15 protein-coding genes are annotated in these 24,026 nt (G+C 68.6%); 13 read left to right on the plus strand and 2 right to left on the minus strand.

The window, feature by feature from the left end:
- Positions 1-39: 39 nt before the first annotated feature.
- The 9 genes from ACQEVO_RS01905 (at position 40) to ACQEVO_RS01945 (ending at position 14,817) form a co-directional block, all read left to right on the plus strand.
- On the plus strand, positions 40-1,302 hold the full coding sequence (locus ACQEVO_RS01905; RefSeq protein WP_432908181.1) for an MFS transporter: 1,263 nt from the start codon (positions 40-42) through the stop codon (positions 1,300-1,302).
- A 313-nt stretch (positions 1,303-1,615) separates the two neighbouring features.
- Entirely contained in the window at positions 1,616-3,079 is a 1,464-nt protein-coding gene (locus tag ACQEVO_RS01910; protein ID WP_432922267.1) for a nitrate/nitrite transporter, read from the plus strand.
- A gap of 25 nt (positions 3,080-3,104) precedes the next feature.
- Positions 3,105-5,633 (plus strand): nitrite reductase large subunit NirB, encoded by a 2,529-nt coding sequence (gene nirB, locus ACQEVO_RS01915; protein WP_432908184.1) that lies wholly within the window; start codon positions 3,105-3,107, stop codon positions 5,631-5,633.
- A 235-nt stretch (positions 5,634-5,868) separates the two neighbouring features.
- Entirely contained in the window at positions 5,869-6,267 is a 399-nt protein-coding gene (nirD, locus tag ACQEVO_RS01920; RefSeq protein WP_432908186.1) for a nitrite reductase small subunit NirD, read from the plus strand.
- Positions 6,264-7,481 (plus strand): uroporphyrinogen-III synthase, encoded by a 1,218-nt coding sequence (locus tag ACQEVO_RS01925; RefSeq protein ID WP_432908189.1) that lies wholly within the window; start codon positions 6,264-6,266, stop codon positions 7,479-7,481. Before nirD ends, ACQEVO_RS01925 begins: the two co-directional genes overlap by 4 nt.
- The gene (locus tag ACQEVO_RS01930; RefSeq protein ID WP_432908191.1) at positions 7,478-8,416 is read left to right on the plus strand and encodes a sirohydrochlorin chelatase; all 939 of its coding nucleotides are present in this window, start codon (positions 7,478-7,480) and stop codon (positions 8,414-8,416) included. Before ACQEVO_RS01925 ends, ACQEVO_RS01930 begins: the two co-directional genes overlap by 4 nt.
- Positions 8,417-8,849: 433 nt before the next feature.
- Positions 8,850-13,019 (plus strand): AMP-binding protein, encoded by a 4,170-nt coding sequence (locus ACQEVO_RS01935; protein WP_432908194.1) that lies wholly within the window; start codon positions 8,850-8,852, stop codon positions 13,017-13,019.
- Positions 13,016-13,789: a DUF6875 domain-containing protein gene (locus ACQEVO_RS01940; RefSeq protein WP_432908196.1), complete on the plus strand. Its 774-nt coding sequence runs from the start codon at positions 13,016-13,018 to the stop codon at positions 13,787-13,789. Before ACQEVO_RS01935 ends, ACQEVO_RS01940 begins: the two co-directional genes overlap by 4 nt.
- A 41-nt stretch (positions 13,790-13,830) precedes the next feature.
- Positions 13,831-14,817: an alpha/beta hydrolase gene (locus tag ACQEVO_RS01945; RefSeq protein WP_432908199.1), complete on the plus strand. Its 987-nt coding sequence runs from the start codon at positions 13,831-13,833 to the stop codon at positions 14,815-14,817.
- 9 nt (positions 14,818-14,826) lie between these two features.
- Here ACQEVO_RS01945 and ACQEVO_RS01950 read toward each other — a convergent pair whose 3' ends face one another.
- Complete coding sequence (locus ACQEVO_RS01950; RefSeq protein WP_432908202.1) at positions 14,827-15,552, minus strand: hypothetical protein; 726 nt, start codon at positions 15,550-15,552, stop codon at positions 14,827-14,829.
- 440 nt (positions 15,553-15,992) lie between these two features.
- Between ACQEVO_RS01950 and ACQEVO_RS01955 the strand changes: the two genes are divergently transcribed.
- The 4 genes from ACQEVO_RS01955 (at position 15,993) to narI (ending at position 23,235) form a co-directional block, all read left to right on the plus strand.
- Entirely contained in the window at positions 15,993-19,730 is a 3,738-nt protein-coding gene (locus tag ACQEVO_RS01955; RefSeq protein ID WP_432908204.1) for a nitrate reductase subunit alpha, read from the plus strand.
- A gap of 42 nt (positions 19,731-19,772) precedes the next feature.
- Positions 19,773-21,650: a nitrate reductase subunit beta gene (gene narH, locus ACQEVO_RS01960; protein ID WP_432908207.1), complete on the plus strand. Its 1,878-nt coding sequence runs from the start codon at positions 19,773-19,775 to the stop codon at positions 21,648-21,650.
- A gap of 31 nt (positions 21,651-21,681) precedes the next feature.
- Entirely contained in the window at positions 21,682-22,362 is a 681-nt protein-coding gene (gene narJ / locus ACQEVO_RS01965) for a nitrate reductase molybdenum cofactor assembly chaperone (RefSeq protein WP_432908210.1), read from the plus strand.
- A 132-nt stretch (positions 22,363-22,494) separates the two neighbouring features.
- Entirely contained in the window at positions 22,495-23,235 is a 741-nt protein-coding gene (gene narI, locus ACQEVO_RS01970; protein ID WP_432908213.1) for a respiratory nitrate reductase subunit gamma, read from the plus strand.
- Between the two features lie 40 nt (positions 23,236-23,275).
- On the opposite strand, the gene ACQEVO_RS01975 is transcribed toward narI, so the two are convergent.
- Entirely contained in the window at positions 23,276-23,998 is a 723-nt protein-coding gene (locus ACQEVO_RS01975; protein WP_432908216.1) for a MerR family transcriptional regulator, read from the minus strand.
- Positions 23,999-24,026: the final 28 nt, after the last annotated feature.

Consider the following 24,026-nt stretch of genomic DNA (forward strand, 5'->3'; position numbering starts at 1 on the left):
TCCCTTGTCCTGGTCATAGGGTCATCCTATGATTTCTCGGTGACTGCAGCGTTGCCACAGGCCACCCGTCCGGCCGACCCGTCTCCTGCGGGCCGGCGTCGCACGCTCACCGAGGGTCGCCTGCTGGTACTCGCGGCGATCGTCATGTCCGCGCTCACGCTCCGCGTAGCCGTCACCGCCTTCACCCCGCTCGCCGAGGAGATCGGCGAGCACATCGGCTACTCCACGGCCGTCGTCGGTGTCTTCGGCATGATCCCGACCCTGATGTTCTCGGTGACCGGTCTGCTCACGCCCATGCTGGCGCGGCGGCTCGGACTGGAATGGACCGTGCTGCTGGCCATGACCGCCGCCGGAATCGGCATGCTCGCCCGGGTGCTCGTTTCGGGCACCGCCGGGCTGCTGTTGTTCTCCGCGCTGGCCCTCGGCGGTATGGGTATCGGCAATATCGTCGTTCCGCCGCTGGTCAAACGGTACTTTCCCGATCGCCTCGCCACGGTGAGCGCGCTCTACATCACCATGGTGCAGATCGGCACGGTCATCCCCGCCCTGGTGGCCGTGCCGCTGGCCGAAGCACACGGCTGGCGGGTCTCGCTGGGGGTGTGGGCGCTGCTCGGTTTCGCCGCGGCCGTGCCCTGGATCGGCGTCCTGCGAACCCGGCGCGGCGCGGCCGTGGCGGATACGACCGGCCTGCCCGGTGCGACTCCGGGTGCCGCCCCGAAGGTCTGGCGCTCGCCGCTGGCCTGGGGTATGTCGGCGATGTTCGGGATGACCTCGCTGACCACCTATTCGGTGTTCACCTGGCTGCCGACCATCCTCTCCGACGCCGGTGCGGACGCCGCCTTCGGCGGTTCGATGGTCGCGCTGTTCGCCCTGATGGGGCTCGTCGCGGCCCTGACGGCGCCGACGGTGGCGGCCCGGCTCGCGAACCCTTTCCCGGTGGCCGTGGGCTGTGCGGTGTGTTTCCTCGTGGCCTTCGCCGGGCTGCTGGTCGCGCCGATGAGCGCGCCGGTGCTGTGGGTGGTGATCCTCGGCCTGGGCCCCAGTACCTTCCCGATGGCACTCACCCTGATCAACCTGCGCACCCGCACCCCGGCCGGTTCCGCGGCCCTGTCGGGATTCACCCAGGGCGTCGGTTACGCGCTGGCCTGTATCGGTCCGGTCGTGTTCGGCATGCTGCATACCGTGACCGGCGGCTGGGCGGCCCCGTTCGCGCTGCTCGGTGTCTCCGTGGTGGTGCTGCTGATCGGCGCCTGGCAGGCCTGTAAACCGCGACTGCTCGAGGACGGACCCGCCGTCGGCTGATCGCGCCGGGGATCCGGACTGTGTTCGGCGCCCGGGTTGCGCCCGGGCGTGACCCAGGTCATCATTTGCGCAGGCCCTCACCGTGCTCCCCGGTGAAAGTGGGCAATTCGTGACGCCCGGAAACGCCTGTGTGACACCGAGTTAACAAGCGCCGGTTTCTCACCTACCCGACCGCAACCGCGTGAGAAACCGTTGATTCGGCGGTCATTTTGGGCAGCATTGCGGCAATACCCGTTTCCTAACGTGGGGTCGAACCACGTTGGGAGGCCCTTTGAACACGCAGACAGAAAGTCGCCGCAATGCCGTACAGGCGTTGTTCCGGCGGCCGAAGCTGGAGCGCTGGGACGCCGAGGACACCGCGGCCTGGGAGGCCGGCGGTAAGAAGATCGCCACGCGCAACCTCATCTGGTCGGTCGTCGCCGAGCACATCGGATTCTCGATCTGGTCCATCTGGTCGGTGATGGTGCTGTTCATGCCGACCGAGACCTACGGGATCGACGCGGCCGGCAAGTTCTTCCTGGTCGCGGTGCCGACCCTGGTCGGCGCGATCCTGCGCATCCCGTACACGGTGGCGACGGCCCGCTTCGGCGGCCGCAACTGGACGGTGTTCAGCGCCGGCGCGCTGCTGGTTCCGGCCCTGCTCACGCTGTACTTCGTGAACCAGCCGGGCACGTCCTACACGACCTTCCTGATCGTGGCGGCGTTCGCCGGCCTGGGCGGTGGCAACTTCGCCTCGTCGATGACCAATATCAACGCCTTCTACCCGCAGCGCCTGAAAGGCTGGGCGCTGGGTATGAACGCGGGCGGCGGCAATATCGGTGTTCCCGTCATCCAGCTGTTCGGGCTGCTGATCATCGCCACCCTCGGTAACGAGTACGCCTCGGTGATCTGTGCGGCCTACCTGGTCCTGGTGGTCCTGGCCGGCCTCGGCGCCGCGCTGTTCATGGACAATCTGCCGAACCAGAAGGCCGATCTGTCCTACATGCTCACCGCGCTGAAGGTGCCGCAGTCGTGGGCGGTGTCGTTCCTCTACATCGGTACCTTCGGGTCGTTCATCGGTTACAGCTTCGCGTTCGGCCAGATCCTGCAGATCAGTTTCGTCGCCGGTGGGGACACCGCCGCCGAGGCCACCCTGCATGCCGCGCAGATCGCTTTCATCGGGCCGCTGCTCGGTTCGCTGGCCCGGCCCTACGGCGGCAAACTCGCCGACCGGATCGGCGGTAGCAAGGTCACTCTGTTCACCTTCGCGGCCATGATGGTCGCCGCGGTGGTGGTGTCCGTGGCCTCGACGGTCGCCGACCGGTCCGCGCACGGATTCTCCGGGCCGGTGCTCGCGGTGCTGGTCGCCGGTTTCGTGGCGCTGTTCGTGCTCTCCGGGGTGGGCAACGGCTCGGTCACCAAGATCATCCCGTCGGTTTTCGACGCCAAATCACGCAGCCTCGATGCGAGCCCGGCCGAACGCGCCGCCTGGGCGCAGAACACCTCCGGCGCGCTCATCGGTTTCGTCGGCGCCATCGGTGCGCTCGGCGGTGTCGGAATCAACCTGGTGCTGCGGTCGTCCTACGCCTCGACGCAATCGGCGACCACCGCCTTCTGGGTGTTCATGGCCTTCTACATCGCCTGCGCCCTGGTGACCTGGACGGTGTTCCTGCGCCGCCCCCGTCGCCCCGCGCCCGACCGGGAAATCGTCGCCGAAGCCGAGGCCCTGGTCCGCCGGGCCGAATCCGCCCGTACGCCCCAGCCCACCGAAACCCGGTCCGCCCGGTCGTCGGTCTGACCACCGGATCTCCACGGAGGACACCATGAACGCACAGCGCAAAACAGTCGTCGTCGCCGGTCACGGCATGGTCGGGCACCGTTTCGTCGAGGCGCTCCGCTCCCGCGACGAGGCCGGGCAGTGGCAGGTCGTCGTGCTCAGCGAGGAGACACTGCCCGCCTACGACCGGGTGGGCCTGTCCTCCTACGTCGGCAACTGGGATCCGGCCTCGCTGGCGCTGCCGGGTAACGAATACGCCGGTGACGATCTGGTGGACCTCCGCCTGGGCCAGCGCGCCGAGGCCATCGACAAGGACGCCCAGAAGGTGACCACCGCCACCGGCGAGGTGCTCGACTACGACGCCCTCGTCCTGGCGACCGGCTCCTACCCGTTCGTCCCGCCGGTGCCGGGCCACGATCACCCCGAATGTTTCGTCTACCGCACCATCGAGGACCTCGACGGCATCAAGGCCGCGGCCGAAGCGGCCGGGCCCGGCGCGCACGGTGTGGTGGTCGGTGGCGGTCTGCTCGGCCTGGAGGCGGCCAATGCGCTGCGGATGCTCGGGCTCACCCCGCATGTGGTCGAGTACAACGACCGCCTGATGCCGGCGCAGGTCGACGAGGGCGGCGGCGCGATTCTGGAGACGCTGGTCACCGATCTGGGCCTGCGGGTACACACCGGGGTCGGCACCCAGGAAATCGAACGCAGCGAAGCGGCGGCGCCCGCCGATCGACTGAAGATCAAGCTGTCCGACGAGTCGGAGATCGACGCCGCGCTGGTGGTGTTCTCCGCCGGTATCCGCCCGCGTGACCAGATCGCCCGCGATGCGGGTCTCGAGGTGGGCCCGCGCGGCGGCATCATCACCGATCTGGGCCTGGCCACCTCCGACCCGAATATCTACGCGATCGGCGAATGCGCGGCGGTCGAAGGGGTCTGCTACGGCCTGGTGGCCCCCGGCTACACCACCGCCGAAATCGTCGCCGACCGGCTGCTGGGCGGGGCCGGTGAGTTCCCCGGTGCCGATATGTCCACCAAGCTGAAACTGCTCGGCGTGGATGTGGCCAGCTTCGGTGACGCGCACGGCACCACCGAGGGCGCGCTCTCGGTGGTGCTGCACGACGCAGCGCGCGGCACCTACGCGAAACTGGTGATCTCCGATGACGCGCAGACCCTGCTCGGCGGCATCCTGGTCGGCGACGCCACCCAGTACGCGGCGCTGCGCCCGCTGGTCGGGCGCCCGCTGCCGGCCGAACCGGCCGCGCTGATCTCCCCGGCCGGCGCGGAACTCGGCGCCGACGCGCTGCCCGACGAAGCGCAGATCTGCTCCTGCAACGATGTGAGCAAGGGCGCCATCTGCGGTGCCATCGCCGAGGGCGCCTGCGATATCCCCGCGATCAAGGCCTGCACCAAGGCCGGTACCTCCTGCGGCGGTTGTGTGCCGATGATCAAGAAGGTGCTCGAGCAGTCCGGCGTCGAGATGTCCAAGGCGCTGTGCGAGCACTTCGAACAGTCACGCGCCGAACTGTTCCAGATCGTGCAGGCCACGGGTATCCGCACCTTCTCGGAGCTGATCGCCCGGCACGGTAAGGGCGCCGGCTGCGATATCTGCAAGCCCACCGTCGCCTCCATCCTGGCCTCCACCTCCAGTGAGCACATCCTCGAGGGCGAACAGGCCGCGCTGCAGGACACCAACGATCACTTCCTGGCGAACCTGCAGAAGAACGGCACCTACTCGGTGGTGCCGCGGATGCCCGGCGGGGAGGTCACGCCCGAGCAGCTGATCGTGATCGGTGAGGTCGCCAAGGAGTTCGGTCTCTACACCAAGATCACCGGCGGGCAGCGGATCGACCTGTTCGGCGCCCGCGTCGAACAGCTGCCGCTCATCTGGAAGCGGCTCGTGGACGCCGGAATGGAATCCGGTCACGCGTACGGAAAGTCGCTGCGCACCGTCAAGAGCTGCGTCGGTTCGACCTGGTGCCGGTACGGCCAGCAGGATTCGGTGGGCATGGCCGTCCTGCTGGAGAAGCGCTACCGCGGCCTGCGGTCGCCGCACAAGCTGAAGCTGGCGGTCTCCGGCTGCGCCCGGGAGTGCGCCGAGGCCCGCGGCAAGGATGTGGGTGTGATCGCCACCGAGAACGGCTGGAATCTCTACGTCGGCGGTAACGGCGGCCTCACCCCGAAGCACGCGGTACTGCTGGCCGGTGATCTCGACGACGAGACGCTGATCAAATACATCGACCGCTACCTGATGTTCTACATCCGCACCGCCGACCGCCTGCAGCGCACCGCCCCGTGGCAGGAAGATCTCGGCATCGACTATGTGCGCGAGGTGGTCTGCGAGGACAGCCTCGGTATCGCCGACGATCTGGAATCTGCCATGGCGGCGCATGTCGCCGGCTACCGCGACGAATGGGCGGCGGTGCTCGAGGACGAGCAGAAGCTGTCGCGCTTCGTCTCCTTCGTCAACGCCCCGGCCGAAGCCGATCCGACCATCTCGTTCGACGACAGCGGCGAACGCAAGGTCCCGGTGCTGCTCGGCCTACCTGCCATGCCCGGAGGCGGCAGCGAAGCGTAACCACGGCGGGCGTGGTGGGTAAGCCGCGACGGCGCGGCCTGCCCGCCATACCCGGAGGCGGTAGTGAATACCGGTCGACCGACAGGCTGTGAGCAGCGGAAACCCGGGACCCGCGTGGCGCGCGGCGGATCGGCGAGCGTGGCGGCTCGAGTCGCTACGAGTGGGAAATGACGGCTTAACCGTGAGGAAACAGGACGCCGGTACCAATGGGTAAGGCGTGTGGAGGAGACACCAAATGACCGTGATCGATACCCCTGGCGTTGCCCCGACCACCACCGGGTGGACGCAGGCCTGCCGTCTCGACTATCTGATCCCCGGCCGCGGTGTGGCGGTGTTGTTGCCCAGCGGTGCCCAGGCCGCGCTGTTCCTGCTGCCCGAGGGCACGCTGTACGCGGTGGGCAATATCGACCCCTTCGGCCGGGCGGCGGTGATGTCGCGCGGGATCGTCGGTGACCGCGGCGGTGAACCGGTGGTCGCGTCGCCGCTGCTGAAGCAGGCGTTCTCGCTGATCGACGGCCACTGCCTGGACGACGCGACCGAATCGCTGCCGGTCTACGCCGTGCGTGTGGACGACGGGCTGGTCTCCATCTCCGACGAGCCCATGGTCGTGACCCCGAACGGCTGTACGGCATGACGGTTCCGGATACGAACACCTCGCTGGCCGGGTTCACCATCGGTATCACCGCGGCCCGGCGCGCGGAGGAATTCGCCACCCTGCTCACCCGCCGGGGTGCGACAGTCGTGTCCGCGCCGGCCATCCGGATCATTCCGCTGGCCGACGACACCGAACTCGAACGGGTGACCCGCGAGCTCGTCGCCGACCCGCCGCAGATCGCCGTCGCCACCACCGGGATCGGTTTTCGCGGCTGGATGGAGGCGGCGGAGGGCTGGGGGCTGGCCGAACAGCTGCGTACCACGTTCGGCAGCACCCGGATGCTCGCCCGCGGCCCCAAGGCCAAGGGCGCGATCCGGGCCGCCGAATTGCGCGAGGAATGGTCGCCCGCGTCCGAATCGTCGGCGGAGGTGCTGGATCATCTGCTCGCCGAGGGGGTCGAGGGGGTGCGGATCGCGGTCCAGTTGCACGGCGCGACCACCGAATGGGAGCCCATCCCGGATTTCTGTGAGGTGCTGCGCTGCGCCGGCGCCGATGTGGTGCCGGTGCCGGTGTACCGGTGGGAGCCGCCGGCCGATCGCGGTCCGATGGACAATCTGATCGAGGCCATCGTGACCTCCGCGATCGACTGTGTGACCTTCACCAGCGCACCCGCGGTGGCGTCGATGCTGATGCGCGCCAAGGAAACCGGTGTGCTCGAAGGTGTGCTGCATGCCCTGCGCAGCCGGGTGCCGGCGGCGTGTGTCGGGCCCATCACCGCGGCACCGCTGGAGGAACTCGGGGTGCCGGTCACCATGCCCGGCCGCGCGCGGCTCGGGGCGCTGGCCCGGCATGTGGCCGAGGAACTGCCGCGGCGGGCGGGCCGGATCAATGCCGCCGGCCACACCATCAGCGTGCGCGGTGCCTGCGTGGTGGTGGACGGCACGGTGAAACAGCTGGCGCCGGCGCCGATGGCGCTGATGCGTTCACTGGCCCGGTATCCGGGTCGCGTGGTCTCCCGTGAGGATCTGCTGGCGACCCTGCCCGGCGGCGGCGAGGACACCCACGCGGTGGAGACCGCCATCGCCCGGCTGCGGGCCGGCCTGGGGACCCCGAAGGCGATCCAGACCGTGGTGAAACGTGGTTACCGGCTGGCCATGGACCCGGCCGAATGTACCGACAACAACGCCGACACCGGGCCGTTGCCCGCGGTACCGGCACGTAACCGCTATGTGCGGACGGTGGTTCCCGGGTGAGGCCGCCGCAATCGCCCGCGCTGGTTCTGGTGGCGCACGGAACCCGTAGCGGTAAGGGTGTGGAGATGATCGCGGCGCTGGCCGAGGCGGTGGGTCGCGAGCTGGGGCGCCGGCCGGCACCGGCCGGTACCCGATGCGTGCACAAGGCCGCCGGCGGGCACGGTGCCCGCAACCTGCGGGCAGCGATCCTTCCCGCCGAACACGGATTCGCCGGGTGCGGTTGCACCGGCGACCCCATCGCGGAACTCGGCGCGGTCGCCGGCAGCTCGCCCGTGCGCCCATCGGTGCGCACGGCATTCGTCGATGTGCTCGGCCCTTCGCCGTCGGAGGTGTTGCGCGATCTCGCCGCACAGTCTCCGGACGGTGCGAATACCGTTCCCGCCGTGGTGGTTCCGGCATTTCTGGCGTCCGGCTATCACGTCTATCAGGACGTGCCGAGGGAAGTGGGCGACGGCGGCCATCCGGCGGTGACGGTGACGGCAGCGATGGGTCCCGACCCGGCGCTGGCCCGGATCATGGTCGTGCGCTTGCGCGCGGCGGGGTGGCGCCCGGGCGACGCCGTGGTCTTCGCCGCCGCCGGCTCCTCCGATCCGCGGGCCCGCGCGGATGTGCGCCGCGCCGCCGCCATGCTCACCGCCCAACTCGCGACACCGGTGCGTACGGCGTATGTCGCCACGGGCGCACCGCGGGTCCCGGAGGTGGTGGCGCAACTGCGTGCGCAGGGGGCGCAACGCGTGTTCATCGCCTCCTACCTCCTGGCGCACGGACTGTTCCACGAGCGCCTGCATCAGGCGGGCGCGACCGGGGTCGCCGACCCGATCGGCGTGCATCCCGCCGTGGTCCGATTGATCGCCGACCGCTACCGCACCGCTGTTTCCGGCGGGGCCGGATATCCCGTGCCGCGCTCGACGGGCACCGCTGTTCCGCAATCGTGACGACGTGGGGCGAGGGATAACGAGCCGTACGGTCGCGGCCGGGGTTGCCGGTAAAGCTCGACTCCCCGAGCGCGGGCGGTGAGCGGCTCGCCGGTCTGCGATTGCCGCCCGAGCCGGCGCGCGTGCGTGCTGGCCGGGTTTGCGAACGCTACGTCGATGTCCGCGCCGGGCGTACCCACCGTGTGCCTCCGGTCCGAATGATGGATCGATTGTTATCCGTACTGCGGGTCGTAACTTGCTGCGGCCGGGTCCGGAGTCGAGCGGAAGCACCGGGAGCCGGGACCGGTGTATTACGGCCCCGGCAGGCGTAGTGTTCGCCACAGGTGGTTTCCACAGGAAGTCGTAGCGGCCGGGCTGTTGCCGAACGGCGTGGATCGTGTCGCGTTGTTTCTCCTGACGGTTTCGACCGGACAACGCAGGAGGCGCGATCGAGGTGAGCTCGCAGGGAACGGTATCGGATCATCCGCTGTCGGCGGCTCAATTGCGCTGGTGGGTGGCCCAGCAGTTGTACCCGGAAACCCCATACACCGTGGCGATGTACTTGGATCTGCACGGTCCGCTCGACGTCGGGCTGATGCGTGAGTGTGGCCGCCGCGCGTCCCGGGAACTCGAATCGCCGTGTGTGCGGGTACGGGCGGTGGACGGCAGGCCGCGGCAGGTGCGCACCGACGCGGAACTGGCGTTCACGGTCAGTGATCTCGCCGCCCGTCCCGACCCGATAGCCGAAGCGCTCGGCCACATGAGCGAGGACCACCACGCCCCGCTCGACCCGCGCACCGACGAACTCACCGTCGCGATCCTGTACCGGGTGGCACCGCAACGGCACCTGCTGTACCTGCGCAGCCACCATTTGGTGCTCGACGGTGTGGGCGCCGTCGCACTGCTGCGCCGGACCGGCGAGTTGTACCGGGCCGCGGTCGCCGGGGCGGATGCGGGGCCGCCGCGCAGTCTGGACACCGTCGGACTGCTCGCCGCCGAGGATTCCTATCGGCGATCGGCGCGGGCGGTGGCCGACCGGGAGTACTGGCGTGAGGCGCTGTCGGGTCTGGCCGAGCCGGTGGGGCTCGCGGGCAATCCGGCGGCGCCGCGGCCACGGCCGCACCGGGTTTCGGCGGTGGTCGGGCCGGAGACAGCCCGTTCGGTCGCCGCGGCCCGTGGCCGGCACAGTGCCTCCTTCGGCGGGCTGCTGATCGCCGCATTCGCGTGCTACTTCGCCCGGCTGACCGGGAACGACGATCCGGTGCTGTCGCTACCGGTGCCGGCGCGCACCACGGCCGTGCTGCGCCGATCCGCCGGATCGGTGGCGAATGTGGTGCCGTTGCGGCTCACCGGAATCGCACAGGGAACCGTCGCGGCGGCCGTCTCCCAGGTTCATACGAAAGTGCTTGCGGCGCTTCGCCATCAGCGATACCCGTACGAGGATATCCAGCGCGACCGCGGCGGCGGCCGGGTGGAGCGCGGCGGCTTCGGACCGGCGATCAATGTGCTCGGGTTCGTGGAACCGATGCGGCTGGGCCCGCTCAGCGGGCATGCTCAGCTGTTGTCGTCGGGGCCGGTCGAGGATCTGCTGGTCAACGGCTACCAGCTCGGACCCGAGGAAAGTTCGATCAGTATCGATTTCCACGGGAACCCCGCCCGGTACTCGGCTGCCACCCTGGCCTGGTATCACCGCGGATTCCTCGCCTTTTTCGATCGTTTTCTCGCCGCCGCGGGCGACGAGCCGGTCGCGCGCTTGTTCGACGGCGAGAACGACACCGGCACGTCAGGTGTCGTTGCCGGGCGGTCGGAGCTCCCGTGCAGATCCCGGTCGAGGGAACGGGCTGCTGAGCGGCTGCTGCCGGAGCTGCTGCGTGCGGGGATGCGGTACCCGGATTCGGTGGCCGTCGACGACGGGACGAGATCGCTGACCTATCGACAGCTGGACGACCTGTCTCGCGCATGGGCCCGGGTGCTGACCGCGTGCGGTGCCGGCCCGGGCACCCCCGTGGCGGTGGTGATCCCACGTTCGATCGAATCGGTACTCGCCTTCTGGGCCGTAGCCACCGCGGGCGCCTGCTTCGTGCCGATCGATCCCACCGACCCACCGCACCGGATCGCGACCGTGCTGGCAGCCGCCGGAATCCGGCTCGGGCTGACGGTGGCAGGTGTACGGCCGGACCTACCCGCTGCGGAGGCAGCCGGCGCCGGTACGGACGACGCTGCCGGACGGGTGCGCTGGCTGGAGCTCGACGGTCCGGCCGGGATCCGGGGGGCCGGCATTCCCGCCGCGGAGATGGGGATCGGCCGCGCATGGGGTGGCGGCGACGGCGGGCCGCCACCGGTGCTGGATACCGGCGCCGTCACTGCCGAATCGGAAGTGCCCCGGGCCGGGCCGGGTCCGGATCATCCGGCGTATCTGATCCATACGTCGGGCACCACCGGAACGCCGAAAGGTGTGCTCGTCGGTCACCGGGGGCTGGCTACGCTCACCGAGTACATCGTCGACCACTATCGGATAGGGCCGGATTCGGTTGTCCTGCATGCCCATTCCCCCGCATTCGACGCGCACCTGCTGGAGTTGCTCGGGGCGTTCGCGGCCGGGGCACGGCTGGTCGTCGCCCCGGCGGGGCCGGTGGCCGGTGGCGGGCTCGCCGAATTGATCCGTGCGGCCGAAGTCACCCATCTGCTGAGCACACCCGCGGTGCTCGCCACCCTGGACCCCGGCGAACTGCCGAGCCTGCGCGCCGTGGTGACCGGTGGGGAAACCCCGGCCGCCGAGCTCGTCCGACGCTGGGCGCCCCGGGGCCGGTTGTACAACGGCTACGGTCCGACCGAGGCGACAGTGATGGCGATGCAGAGCGATCCCCTCGCGCCGGACGATCCGGTTTCGATCGGCCCGGCACTGCCCGGCGTGCGGGCAGCGCTTCTGGACGGCCGGCTGCGGCCGGTGCCGGCCGGCGGGCGCGGTGAACTGTATATCGGCGGGCCCGGCGTGGCGCTCGGCTACCTGCACGATCCGGCGGCCACCGCCGCCCGTTTCGTCGCCGATCCCGCAGGCACCGGCACGCGGGTATATCGGACCGGCGATCTCGTGCGTGCCGGTCCCGATGGGTACGAATACCTCGGGCGGGTCGATCGGCAGCTCGCTCTGCACGGCCGCCGGATCGAACCGGGCGAGATCGAATCGGCCCTCACCGCATGCGCCGAGATCGACCAGGCGGTGGTGACGGTTGCGGGCGGCGGTCCGGGACCGGCGGCCCGCCTGGCCGGTTATGTGGTCGTCGCCGCGGGACACCGGTTCGATCCTGCTGCCGTATTGCGGCGGTTGCGTACCGAGCTGCCCGCCGCACTGGTACCTGCGGTGCTCCTCGAGATCGACCGGATTCCGTTGACCGCCAATGGAAAGCTCGACCGTGCGCGGCTGCCCGAACCGGTACTGCCGCGTACCTACCGCGCCCCGGAGACGGAGCTGCAGCGGTCGGTCGCGCAGCGGTTCGGCGGTGTGGTCGGCCGCCCGGATATCGGCCTGGACGACGACTTCTTCGCGCTCGGCGGTAATTCGCTACTGGGCGTGGGTCTTTCGGCCGAACTCGCCGATGCGACAGATGTTCCGGTCACCGTGCGGTGGTTGTACACGACGCCGACAGTGGCGGGTCTCGCCGACCGAATCGCGGGTTACCGTGGACCGGATTACGCCGCGGCCCGAAACGGGCAGTGCGCGCCGGATTCCGGTATCGGCTCCGGCCGGGTGATCCCGGGGTCGCGGAGCCACGGTACCGGTGCGGCGGGGCGGCAGACCGGCGGGGCGGACGACGAAGGGCTGCAGACTCTGCTGCCGTTGCGGCGCGGCGGCGGGCAGCCGCCCTTGTTCTGTTTCCATTCCGCGGTGCCGCTGGCCTGGTGCTACGCGGGCCTGTCCCGCCGGATCACCGACCGCCCGGTCTACGGGGTCCAATCTCCGATGCTCACCGGCGACGAGCCGGGTCCCGCCACCGCCGAAGCCCTCGCCGACCGCTACGCGGCCGAGATTCTGCGGGTGCAGCCCGAGGGGCCGTGTCATCTGCTCGGCTGGTCGCTGGGCGGTCAGCTCGCCCACGCGGTAGCGGTGCGGTTACGTGCTCTCGGTCGTGAGGTCGCGGTACTGGCCATGCTCGACAGCGTCGTCTTCCCGCCGGACGCCCCGCCGCCGCCGCGACCGCGGATGCGGGATCTGCTGACCCATCTGCTCGGTGACGAACCCGACGAGGCGCACGCGGCGCAACTCCCGGATCTGACCGCCGCCGAAGCAGCCGCCGAGCTGGCGGCCGCGGGCGCCACCCTGGGCGCGGGCCTGACCGCCGCCCACCTCGACCGGCTACACCGCGCCTACATCGCCGGAGTCGAGATATCGGCCCGCTATCGGCCCGGCGTGTTCGACGGTGACCTCCTGTATTTTTCGGCCGGCCGGGGCGTGACCGAACTGCTCGACGCACGGTTGTGGCGCCCCTACGTCACCGGGGATCTGATCGAGTATCCGGTCGACGGAACTCACGGTCAGTTGATGAATTCCGAGGCTGTCGCGGTGATCGCGCCGATCCTGGCCGATCATCTGGCCCGCCTCGCCGAGCCGGCGGGCAGCCGATGAGCGCGCAGCGGGCGATGATCCCACCGCAGGTACGGAGGCATCCGGTTCCGGTGCCGCGCGATGCGACCGCACATGCCTATCGCGGTGCGCGGACCGGTTCGACCTGGCGGGATGTTTACGAAAACCCCGCGGAATGGACCGCGGACCATCCCGATGCCGCGGTGCTCACCCCCTGGATAGGGGACCATCTGATGCACTCGCATCCGGATCTGGGGCGGGACGGACCGGTATGCCCGTTCGTCCGGCAGACCGCCGACCGGCACGCGCTCTGGGTCGCCTCGCTGCGGGGCGGCGATGCGCTGACCACCGACGAGATATCGGCCGCGGTGCTGGACGCCCACGAACTGTACAACCGCCTGCGTGCCGCGAAGGCCGACACCCGATCGCTCACCACGGTGGCCGTTTTCCCCGGTCTCACCCACTACGACCGCATCGATACCGTGCATTGCCGCCACAAGACGGACGTGGTGCGCGACGGCCTGATGCTCGGCCAGTTCTATCCGGGCTGCCGGGTGCCCGGACTGTGGAACGTCGATTTCCACCCGCTGGACGCACCGCTGCCGATGTTGGTGATCCGGCCCATGATGACCACCGACTACCCCTTCCTGGTGGCGCGGACCGACTGGCTGTACGCGTACTTCAGCAAGATGGCGCCGCAGCTGCCGCGCGCCCTGCGCTGGTCGATCGCCGAGCGGATGCGGGTGCCGGACGAAGAGGCCGGGGAGATCACCGCGCTGCGGGTGCACGCCCGCGACGAACACGCCAGGTGAGTGGTGCCGGGACGGGCACCCGCCATGGTAGAAACCACGGCATGTACCGGCTGCCGCGTTGCCTGGTGTACCTGTTCACCCTGTGTTCAGCGCTGGTATCGGTGGGTTTCGCGGCGGCTCCGGCCGCGGCGGAGGGGCCGGCTCGGATCCTGGAGGTGCGTCCGCTCGGCGGCCGGGAGTTCGAAGTGGTGGTCCATTCGGCGGCCATGGACAGGCCGATCACGCTGTGGGTATCACATCCGGGCACGGGCGCGCCGGCGTTGTATCTGCTCAATTCCGGCGACGGCGGCGAAGACGGCGGACCATGGATGCGGCGTACCGACGTGGCGGAATTCTTCGCCGGCAAACCGGTGAACGTGATCGTGCCGATGGGCGGGCGCGCCAGCTACTACACCGACTGGCTCGCCGACGATCCGGTCCTGGGCCGCAACAAATGGGAAACCTTCCTCACCCGCGAGCTGCCCCCGCTGCTGAACGCCCGTTTCGGGATGAGCGGCCGCAATGCGGTGGCCGGGCTGTCGATGTCGGCGACCTCGGCGTTGAATCTGGCGATCCGCGCACCCGGCCTCTACCAGGCCGCCGGTGCCTACAGCGGCTGCACCCGGACCACCGACCCGGCGGCCCGCGCCATCGTGTATTCGCAGCTCGCGGTATTCGGCGCGAACGCCGTCAACATGTGGGGCGGCCCCGGCGATCCGGCGTGGCCCGAGCACGATCCGATACTGCACCTGGATCGGTTACGGGGGACCGCGCTCTATATCTCCTCCGGTAACGGTTCGCCGGGCCCGCACGAGGCACTGAATTCACGTGGTATCGACGGCGATCCGCTGCGGCTGGCCGACCGGATGCTCGTCGGTGGAACCATGGAATCCATCGTGCACAACTGCACCGGCCGGATGGCCGCCGAGCTGGCCGCCCGGCAGATCCCGGCGACCGTCCACATTCATCCCGGAACCCACGCCTGGCCGTACTGGCAGGACGATCTGCACCGATCCTGGCCGGTGTTCGCCGGTGCGCTCGGGGTCTGAATCCGGCCGTCAGACGCGATACCAGATGAACGGATCGTCACGGGTGGGGCCGTAGCGTTCGATCTGGTCGAAGAGCCAGGCGGCCGGTTCCACGACCGCGCTGCGCCCCTGCGCATCGTCGTAGGCCACCAGGATGCCGACGAACGCGGCATGGCCGTCGGAGGTCTGCCGGTAGACCACCGCCCCGGAATCACCGGCCTCGGCGCCCAGCGCGTTGGTGGCGTAGAGCCATTTCTCGTCCGCTTCGGTGATGGTGCCGCAACTCCAGCCGGTGGTGGCCCCGATCTTGCAGATCTCCTGGCCCAGTTGCGGTTTCATATCGACCGTGGACAGTCCGAACCGTCCCATGGACGCGGCGACACCGATTCCGTCGTACAACCTGATCAGGCCGAAACCGAACTTCAGCCCCTCGTCCGGACGATGGTGTTCGAACCAGCCGATGGGGTTTCCGTCCTTATCGGTGACGATGCCCTCGTGGTAGCAGTGGCCCGCGGTGACGGCGTACTGGGCCGCGCCGATCGATCCGGTGAGCCCGATCGTGCAGCGGGTGACGCGTTTCTTACCGTCGGCGATCTCGCTGTGCCGGATCTCCATGCCGGGATGGACGGTTAAGCCGGGCGTGGCCCGGGCGGTCGGGCCGGGCAGCAGCGCCGCAGCGGCCGCCGCGAGCAGCGCGACCGCCAGGGCCGTGGTCGTCCGTATCCGTCTGCGCACCCACCGGTCAACGCTGAACATCGCGTACCTCGAATATGCTCGCGCGACCGCCGACGCGGTCGGATCGGGCAGCAGCGTAGACGATTTGCGGGTCCCGGTCGCAGCGACGCCTTCCCATCCGCAGGAAGCGGCGCCACCTGCCTCGGAGCAGTGACGGCCGCCACTCCGGGATTTGTAAACAAATGTAAACCGCCGGAGAAGCACCGATTTCCGAACGTTCACCGCCGGAACCGGAACCGGCCGCCCGGGCGGGTGTTCAGTGGCGGCCGGAGCTGTTTCCCCAGGTGGTTGCTCCCGGGCCCGGCACCGCGACCCGGCTCGCCGTGACGGCCGGATTGCGGCGACCTCACAGCTCACCACCTGTGCATTTTCGTTGTGAGAATGCCGTTTGGCCTGGTCCGGCGCCGTCCTTACAGTCGAGACATCAGCCCGATTTCACCGCTTGCAGAAAAGGGGGCGTCGTGGTTGTTTCACGTACTCCGGGCTCGCCGCACACCGCTTCGGATACCCGCCCCGGCGAACCGGGCGCCGGCGACGCACTGCTGCGGCTGGGCAAATACTTCCAGCGCGGCGAAGTCTCCGCCGACCACCGCACCGTGCACAAGGTCGGCGGCCGCAGTGCCGACGAGTTCTATCGCGACCGCTGGTCGCACGACAAGGTGGTGCGCTCCACCCACGGCGTGAACTGCACCGGTTCGTGCTCCTGGAAGATCTACGTGAAAGACGGCGTGATCACCTGGGAATCCCAGCAGACCGACTATCCGTCGGTGGGCTCGGACAAACCCGAATACGAACCCCGCGGCTGCCCCCGCGGTGCGTCGTTCTCCTGGTACACCTACTCGCCGGCCCGGGTGCGCTACCCGTATGTGCGGTCCACGCTGCTGGAGTTGTACCGGGAAGCCAAGCAGCGGTTGAAGGATCCGGTGCTGGCCTGGGGCGATATCGTCGCCGATCCCGTACGGTCCCGGCAGTACAAGGCCGCGCGCGGCAAGGGCGGATTCGTGCGCGCCGAATGGTGGGAGGCCGCCGAGATCGCCGCGGCCGCACATGTGCACACCATCAAGGAGTTCGGGCCCGACCGGATCGCCGGGTTCTCCCCGATTCCGGCGATGTCGATGGTCAGTCATGCTGTCGGCGCCCGGTTCATCTCGCTGCTCGGCGGGTCGATGCTGTCGTTCTACGACTGGTACGCCGACCTGCCCGTCGCCTCACCGCAGGTGTTCGGCGACCAGACCGACGTCCCGGAATCCGCGGACTGGTTCGACGCGGGCTATCTCATCATGTGGGGTTCCAACGTCCCGGTGACCCGCACGCCCGACGCCCACTACATGACCGAGGCCCGCTACCGCGGCCAGAAGGTCGTGGTGGTGTCACCGGATTACGCCGACAACACCAAATTCGCCGACGAATGGGTCGCCGCCCGGCCCGGTACCGACGCCGCGCTGGCCATGGCGATGGGTCATGTGGTGCTGCGGGAGTTCTTCGTCGACAAGAGCACGCCGCGGTTCCTGGACTACGTGCGCAAATACACCGATCTGCCGTTCCTGATCACCGTCGAGGAGGGGGCGGACGGGGTCGCGGTACCGGGCAAATTCCTCACCGCCGCCGACCTCGGCAGGACCGACGAGGGCGCCGAATTCCGGACCGTGGTGCTGGACTCCGACGGCGAACCGGTGGTGCCGAACGGATCGCTGGGGGATCGGTTCGGCGAGAACGGCACCGGACGCTGGAATCTGGACCTCGGGGGTGTCGAGCCACTCCTGACGCTGTACGGCCGCACCGACGACGCTGCGGCCGTACAGTTCCCCCGCTTCGACAGCGATGTGCCCGGTGTGCTGACCCGCGGGGTGCCGACGCAGGTCGTCGCCGGTAAACGCGTCACCACGGTGTTCGATCTGCTGCTCGCCCAGTACGGCGTGGGCCGCCCGGATCTGCCCGGCACCTGGCCCACCGGTTACGACGACGCCACCGAGCCGTACACCCCCGCCTGGCAGGAGTCGATCACCGGCGTCCCGGCCGTGCAGGCCCGGCGGATCGCCCGCGAATTCGCCGACAACGCCGACCGTTCCGGCGGCCGGTCGATGATCCTGATGGGCGCCGGAACCAACCACTGGTTCCATTCCGACCAGATCTACCGGTCGTTCTTCACCCTGACCCTGCTCACCGGCTGCCAGGGCGTGAACGGCGGCGGCTGGGCACACTACGTGGGGCAGGAGAAATGCCGCCCGGTGACCGGCTGGTCCACCCTCGCTTTCGGCCTGGACTGGCAGCGCCCGCCACGGCAGATGCAGGGCACCGTGTTCTGGTACCTGACCAACGACCAGTGGCGCTACGACCCGTTCACCGCCGACGCCTTCTCCTCGCCGCTGGGCAAGGGCAAGTTCGCCGGTCGCACCGCCGCGGACAATATCGCCCTGGCGACCCGCCTCGGCTGGATGCCCTCGTATCCGACCTTCGACCGCAACCCACTGGACCTCGCCGACGAAGCCGAGGCCGCCGGGCGCACGGCGGCCGAGCACGTTGTCGACGGACTGAAATCCGGCGACCTGCGCTTCGCCTGCGAGGACCCGGACGCCCCGGAGAATTTCCCGCGCGTCCTCACTGTCTGGCGGGCCAATCTGCTCGGTTCCTCCGGCAAGGGGAACGAATACTTCCACCGGCATCTGCTCGGCGCGGATTCCAACCTGCAGACCGACGACACCACCGGCGTCCGCCCGGAAGAACTCGTCTGGCGCGACGAAGCGGCCACCGGAAAACTCGACCTGCTGCTCTCCCTGGACTTCCGGATGACCAGCACCACGCTGTTCTCCGATATCGTGCTTCCCGCCGCCACCTGGTACGAGAAATACGATCTGTCCTCCACGGATATGCATCCGTTCGTACACGCCTTCACCCCGGCCATTTCGCCGCCGTGGGAGGCGAAAACCGATTTCGACGCGTTCCACCGCATCGCGCGCGGTTTCTCCTGGCTCGCCGAGAAACATCTCGGGGTGCGCAAGGATATCGTCGCGGTCCCGCTACAACACGATTCGCCGGACGCCATGGCGCAGGCCGGTGGGCGGGTGCTGGACTGGAAAGCCGGGGAATGCGAACCCATTCCGGGCAAGACCATGCCGAAACTGGTGGTGGTCGAACGGGATTATCCGAAGCTCGCGGAGAAGATGGCGGCGCTGGGGCCGCTGGTCGATACGCTCGGCCTCACCACGAAGGGCGTCACCACACACCCCGACGCGGAGGTCGAATACCTCGCCGGGGTGAACGGGACGGTGGTGTCCGGGGTGGCGCAGGGCCGGCCCTCGCTGGCCAAGGACCATCAGGCCGCCGAGGCGATCCTGGCGCTGTCGGGTACCACCAACGGCCGCCTGGCGGTCGAAGGATTTCAGGCGCTGGAACGGCGTACCGGGACCGAACTGGCCGATCTGGCCGCCGAACACGAGGGTAAACGGATCACCTTCGCCGATACCCAGGCGCGGCCGGTGCCGGTGATCACCTCGCCGGAATGGTCGGGGTCGGAAACGGGTGGCCGCCGCTATTCGCCGTTCACCATCAACACCGAACGGCTCAAACCGTGGCACACCCTCACCGGGCGCCAGCATTTCTATCTCGACCACGACTGGATGATCGAACTCGGCGAACAACTGCCCACTTTCCGGCCGCCGCTGGATATGACGGCACTGTTCGCCGAACCCGGAGTGGGCGAGGTGAGCGAGCGCGGGGTCACCGTGCGCTATCTGACCCCGCACTCCAAATGGTCGATCCACTCCGCCTATCAGGACAACCTGCATATGCTCACGCTCTCCCGCGGCGGGCAGACGATCTGGATGTCGGATAAGGACGCCGCGAAAATCGGTGTCGCCGACAATGATTGGATCGAGGCGATCAACCGCAACGGGGTGGTGGTGGCCCGCGCCATCGTCTCGCACCGGATGCCCGAGGGCACCGTGTTCATGTACCACGCGCAGGACCGGGCGGTCGACGTCCCGCGGATCGAGGGAACCGCGGGAACGGGCGAAACCTTCAAGGGCAAGGGCAAACGCGGCGGTATCCACAACGCGCTCACCCGGATCATGATCAAACCCACCCATCTGATCGGCGGCTACGCCCAGCAGTCGTTCGCGCTGAACTACCACGGCCCCACCGGTAACCAGCGCGACGAGGTCACCACCATCCGTCGCCGCAGTCAGAAGGTGGAGTACTGATATGAACCCGACGCGCACGATTCCCGGAGAGGCGAACCAGCTATGCGTGTGATGGCGCAAATGGCCATGGTCATGAATCTGGACAAATGCATCGGCTGCCACACCTGCTCGGTCACCTGCAAGCAGGCGTGGACCAACCGCGGCGGCACCGAATACGTCTGGTTCAACAATGTGGAAACCCGTCCCGGGCAGGGTTATCCGCGGCAGTACCAGGACCAGGAGAAGTGGAAGGGCGGCTGGACCCTCAACAAACGCGGCAAACTCACCCTGAAATCGGGGTCGCGGTTGAAGCGTCTGCTGAATATCTTCGCCAATCCCGACCTGCCGACCATCGACGACTATTACGAGCCGTGGAGCTACGAATACGACAATCTGCTGTCCTCCCCGGCCATCGACACCACCCCGGTGGCACGGCCGAAATCACTGATCACCGGGGACGATACGAAGGTCACCTGGGGCGCGAACTGGGACGACGATCTGGGTTCCGGGCCCGAACAGGTCGGTAAGGATCCGCTGCTGGCCCGGGTCTCCGAGCAGGTGAAGCTCGAATTCGAAGAGACCTTCATGTTCTACCTGCCGCGGATCTGCGAGCACTGCCTGAACCCGTCGTGCGCGGCCTCGTGCCCCTCCGGCGCGATCTACAAACGCTCCGAGGACGGCATCGTCCTGGTGGACCAGGACAAATGCCGCGGCTGGCGGCAGTGCATGACCGCCTGCCCCTACAAGAAGATCTACTTCAACCACAAAACCGGCAAAGCCGAGAAATGCACGTTCTGCTATCCGCGCGTGGAGGTCGGTATTCCGACCGTGTGCTCGGAGACCTGCGTCGGCCGGCTGCGTTATATCGGCGTCATGCTCTACGACGCGGACGCGGTTCTCGAGGCGGCCTCGGTCACCGAGGACAAGGATCTGTATCCGAGCCAGCTCGGTGTTTTCCTCAATCCGCACGACCCGCGCGTCGTCGCCGAAGCGGAACGGGCCGGGATCTCGCCGGAATGGATTCAGGCCGCACAGGATTCGCCGGTCTACAAGCTCATCGTCGATTATCAGATCGCGCTGCCGCTGCATCCGGAATACCGCACCATGCCGATGGTCTGGTACGTGCCGCCGCTCTCCCCGGTGGTGGATGTGCTCACCGAAACCGGGCACGACGGCGAGGATCACGCGAATTTGTTCGGTGCCATCGACGCGCTCCGGATTCCGGTGGAGTACCTGGCCGAACTGTTCACCGCCGGTGACGTGGGCCCGGTGCGGGCGGCGTTGCAGCGGCTGGCCGGGATGCGCGCGTTCATGCGATCGATCAACCTCGGCCAGGAACCCGACCCGTCGATCGCGCCCTCGGTCCGGCTGGAACCGGAAGAGATCGAGGCGATGTACCGGCTGCTCGCCATCGCGAAATACGAGCACCGCTACGTGATCCCGACCGGCGCCGGTGCACAGGCCCACGAGCTCGATTCGCTGGCGACGGGTTGCAGCCTGGACAACGACGGCGGCCCCGGGATGACCGCCTTCGACCAGATGGTGGAGAAGTTCCATCTCACCGATACCAACGGTGCGGCACCGGAAGAGAAGACGGGCCGGATCAATCTGCTCAACTGGGACGGCAAGAGCACCGACGGGTTGATCCCGGCCGGTCCGAACGGGACAGCCGCGGCGCAGCCGGATCGGGAGCTCGCCGCGGTCGCGAACGGCGCGGGCCCCCGCCCGGGCAACGGGTCGGGCGCCGCGGCGGCCGGCAGCCGGGCGGCAGGGTCGGTGCACGGCGATGACCGTGCTCCGCACACCGCCGCCGGGACACCGGGTGGCGAAGGAAATGGAGCGGCGCCTACGGGAACCGTGAGCCCGGACGGCGGTTCGTCCGGTCACGAGTCCGCTGCCAACGGTGCGGCGCAATCCGAACCCTCGGAGGTCGGCCGGTGAACCGGCCGGCCCGCGCCCAGCGGGGTGGATGATGTCGCTGCTGAAACTGCGCCGCCGGCCCGAACCCACGGTCGCGATGAGCGAACGGGACCGCCGGCTCGTCTGGCGGACCACCGCCCTGTTGCTCGACTATCCCGCCGCCGCCACGATCACCATGCTCGACCAGGTGACCGCGGCCGTCGCGGAACTGCCGGAACCGGTGCGCATCCACCTCGCGCCGTTCTGCGACCATCTGCGCACCACCCCGCAACTCGACCTCGCGGCGCACTATGTCGAAACCTTCGATATGCGCCGCCGCGCCAGCCTGCACCTCACCTTCTACGCCTACGGGGACACCCGCAAACGCGGTATGGCACTGCTGCGGTTCAAACACGCCTACCGGCACGCCGGGGTGGAACTCGACGACACCGAACTCCCCGATCACCTGCCGGTGCTCTTGGAATTCGCTGCCACTGTCGACCCCATCGGCGGGGAACGGCTCCTCGGTGAGCATGTCCCGGTGATCGAGTTGCTGCGGCTGTCGCTCGCCGACGCCGGTTCGCCGTACGCCGGGGTCCTGGCCGCCGTACTGGCGACCCTCGCCCCGCCGACCACCGCGGACCGGCGCAAGATCGCCGAACTCGCCGCGCAGGGGCCGCCGGAGGAAGAGGTCGGGCTGGAGCCCTTCGCCATGGACCCGACGATGCCGGACGGATCGGGAGGCCGCCGATAATGCGATCCCGCCGCCGGCGCCCCGGCCTCGCCGTACCGCATGAACCCAGTCCGAGGAGGGCCTTGTGATGCGATACTCCCGCATTCGCTCCGGTCTCCGCGGACCGCATGTACCTGCTCCGAGGAGTGCCCGATGACCACCTTCTTGTGGATGACCCTGCCCTATGTCGCCTTCACGTCCTTCGTGCTGGGTCATATCTGGCGCTACCGCAACGACCAATTCGGCTGGACCACGAGGTCATCCCAGATCTACGAATCCCGCCTGCTGCGCATGGGCAGCCCACTGTTCCATTTCGGCATGCTCGGGGTGTTCTTCGGGCATATCCTCGGCGTCCTGATCCCCGAATCCTGGACCGCGGCCGTGGGTATCAGCGAACACGTCTACCACCTGATCTCGGTGAGCGCCGGCTCGGTGGCGGGTCTCATGGTGATCGCCGGGATCGGCATCCTGCTCTACCGGCGTTTCACCGTCCCCGCCGTCCGCAAGGCCACCACCGCCAACGACAAGTTCATGTACTTCCTGCTGGCCGGTGCCCTGCTCACCGGAATGCTGAACACCATGGGCAGCAACCTGCTGTGGGGCACCTACAACTACCGCGAAACGGTCTCCCCGTGGTTCCGCAGCCTTTTCACCCTCAGCCCCCAACCGGACCTGATGGTCGGCACCCCCTGGACCTTCCAGGCGCACGGTCTGTTCGTCCTGGCGTTGATCGCGGTCTGGCCCTACACCCGCCTCGTCCACATGTTCTCGGCCCCTGTCGGCTATATGGTCCGCCCCTACGTCGTCTACCGCAGCAAGGAAATCGCCGGCCCCGACAAACGCCGCTATGCCCGCGCCTGGGAAGCCCCGGTCACCCCGGAACGCTGGAGCTGATCCTCGGGTCGATACCGGCGTTCTCCGGCGCAGTGCCGGATCAGTCCTGGACGGCCCCGATCAGCTGACTCACGCGGAGGAGGACGTCGACCTGGGCCTCGTTGTAGAGGTCTCGCAGGGCCAGGCCGAGGGCCTGGGCCGCGCGTTCGGGGCCGACAGGGGAGTCGGCGATCGAGCGGAGGCCGGGGTAGGTGGCGTGCAGGTTGCGGACGTAGGGTGCGGCTCGTTCGGCCAGGTCGGCGCGGGTTTGTTCGTCGGCGTCGGCCGGTAGGTTGTCGAATTCCGTCATGGCGGGGTCGTCCGGGGTTATGGCGGTCAGCATTTCGCGGAGCGAATCGAGGGCGGTCGGACCGAGGACGCGGTTCATGATGACGGTGTAGGCGCGATCGGCCTCGGTGAGCTTTGTGGCGGGCGGTGACAGGTCGGGCGGGAGGTCGGTGGGGCTGCCCTGACGGAGGATGAGGGCGAGCTCCATGCGGATGCGCTGGAGGCGTTCGATGGTGGCGGCGAGTTCGGCGTCCAGGGCGTACAGCGATTCGTGCGGGTATTCGTCGTCGCCCATCTCGGCGATCCGCGACAGGGGGAGGCCGAGATCGGACAGGCGTTTGATCCGCAGAACACGCAGCAGGTGGGAGACACCGTAGTGCTTGTAGCCGTTGCTGCTGCGTTCTGGTTGTTCGAGGAGGCCGACGTCGTGATAGTGCCGGATCGTCCGCACGCTGGTGCCGGCGAGTTCGGCGAGTTCACGAGTACTCCACGACATGTTCGACTCCTCGGGCTCGGCTCCGCCG

It is taken from the genome of Nocardia sp. CA-290969 (assembly GCF_050936135.1).
Classification (GTDB): domain Bacteria; phylum Actinomycetota; class Actinomycetes; order Mycobacteriales; family Mycobacteriaceae; genus Nocardia.

What these genes read in the sequence shown, in the direction of transcription:
- nirB (WP_432908184.1), top strand. Translation starts at nt 3,105, where the DNA reads ATGAACGCACAGCGCAAAACAGTCGTCGTCGCCGGTCACGGCATGGTC.
- nirD (WP_432908186.1), top strand. Translation starts at nt 5,869, where the DNA reads ATGACCGTGATCGATACCCCTGGCGTTGCCCCGACCACCACCGGGTGG.
- ACQEVO_RS01925 (WP_432908189.1), top strand. Translation starts at nt 6,264, where the DNA reads ATGACGGTTCCGGATACGAACACCTCGCTGGCCGGGTTCACCATCGGT.
- ACQEVO_RS01940 (WP_432908196.1), top strand. Translation starts at nt 13,016, where the DNA reads ATGAGCGCGCAGCGGGCGATGATCCCACCGCAGGTACGGAGGCATCCG.
- ACQEVO_RS01945 (WP_432908199.1), top strand. Translation starts at nt 13,831, where the DNA reads ATGTACCGGCTGCCGCGTTGCCTGGTGTACCTGTTCACCCTGTGTTCA.
- ACQEVO_RS01950 (WP_432908202.1), bottom strand. Translation starts at nt 15,552, where the DNA reads ATGTTCAGCGTTGACCGGTGGGTGCGCAGACGGATACGGACGACCACG.
- narH (WP_432908207.1), top strand. Translation starts at nt 19,773, where the DNA reads ATGCGTGTGATGGCGCAAATGGCCATGGTCATGAATCTGGACAAATGC.
- narJ (WP_432908210.1), top strand. Translation starts at nt 21,682, where the DNA reads ATGTCGCTGCTGAAACTGCGCCGCCGGCCCGAACCCACGGTCGCGATG.
- narI (WP_432908213.1), top strand. Translation starts at nt 22,495, where the DNA reads ATGACCACCTTCTTGTGGATGACCCTGCCCTATGTCGCCTTCACGTCC.
- ACQEVO_RS01975 (WP_432908216.1), bottom strand. Translation starts at nt 23,998, where the DNA reads ATGTCGTGGAGTACTCGTGAACTCGCCGAACTCGCCGGCACCAGCGTG.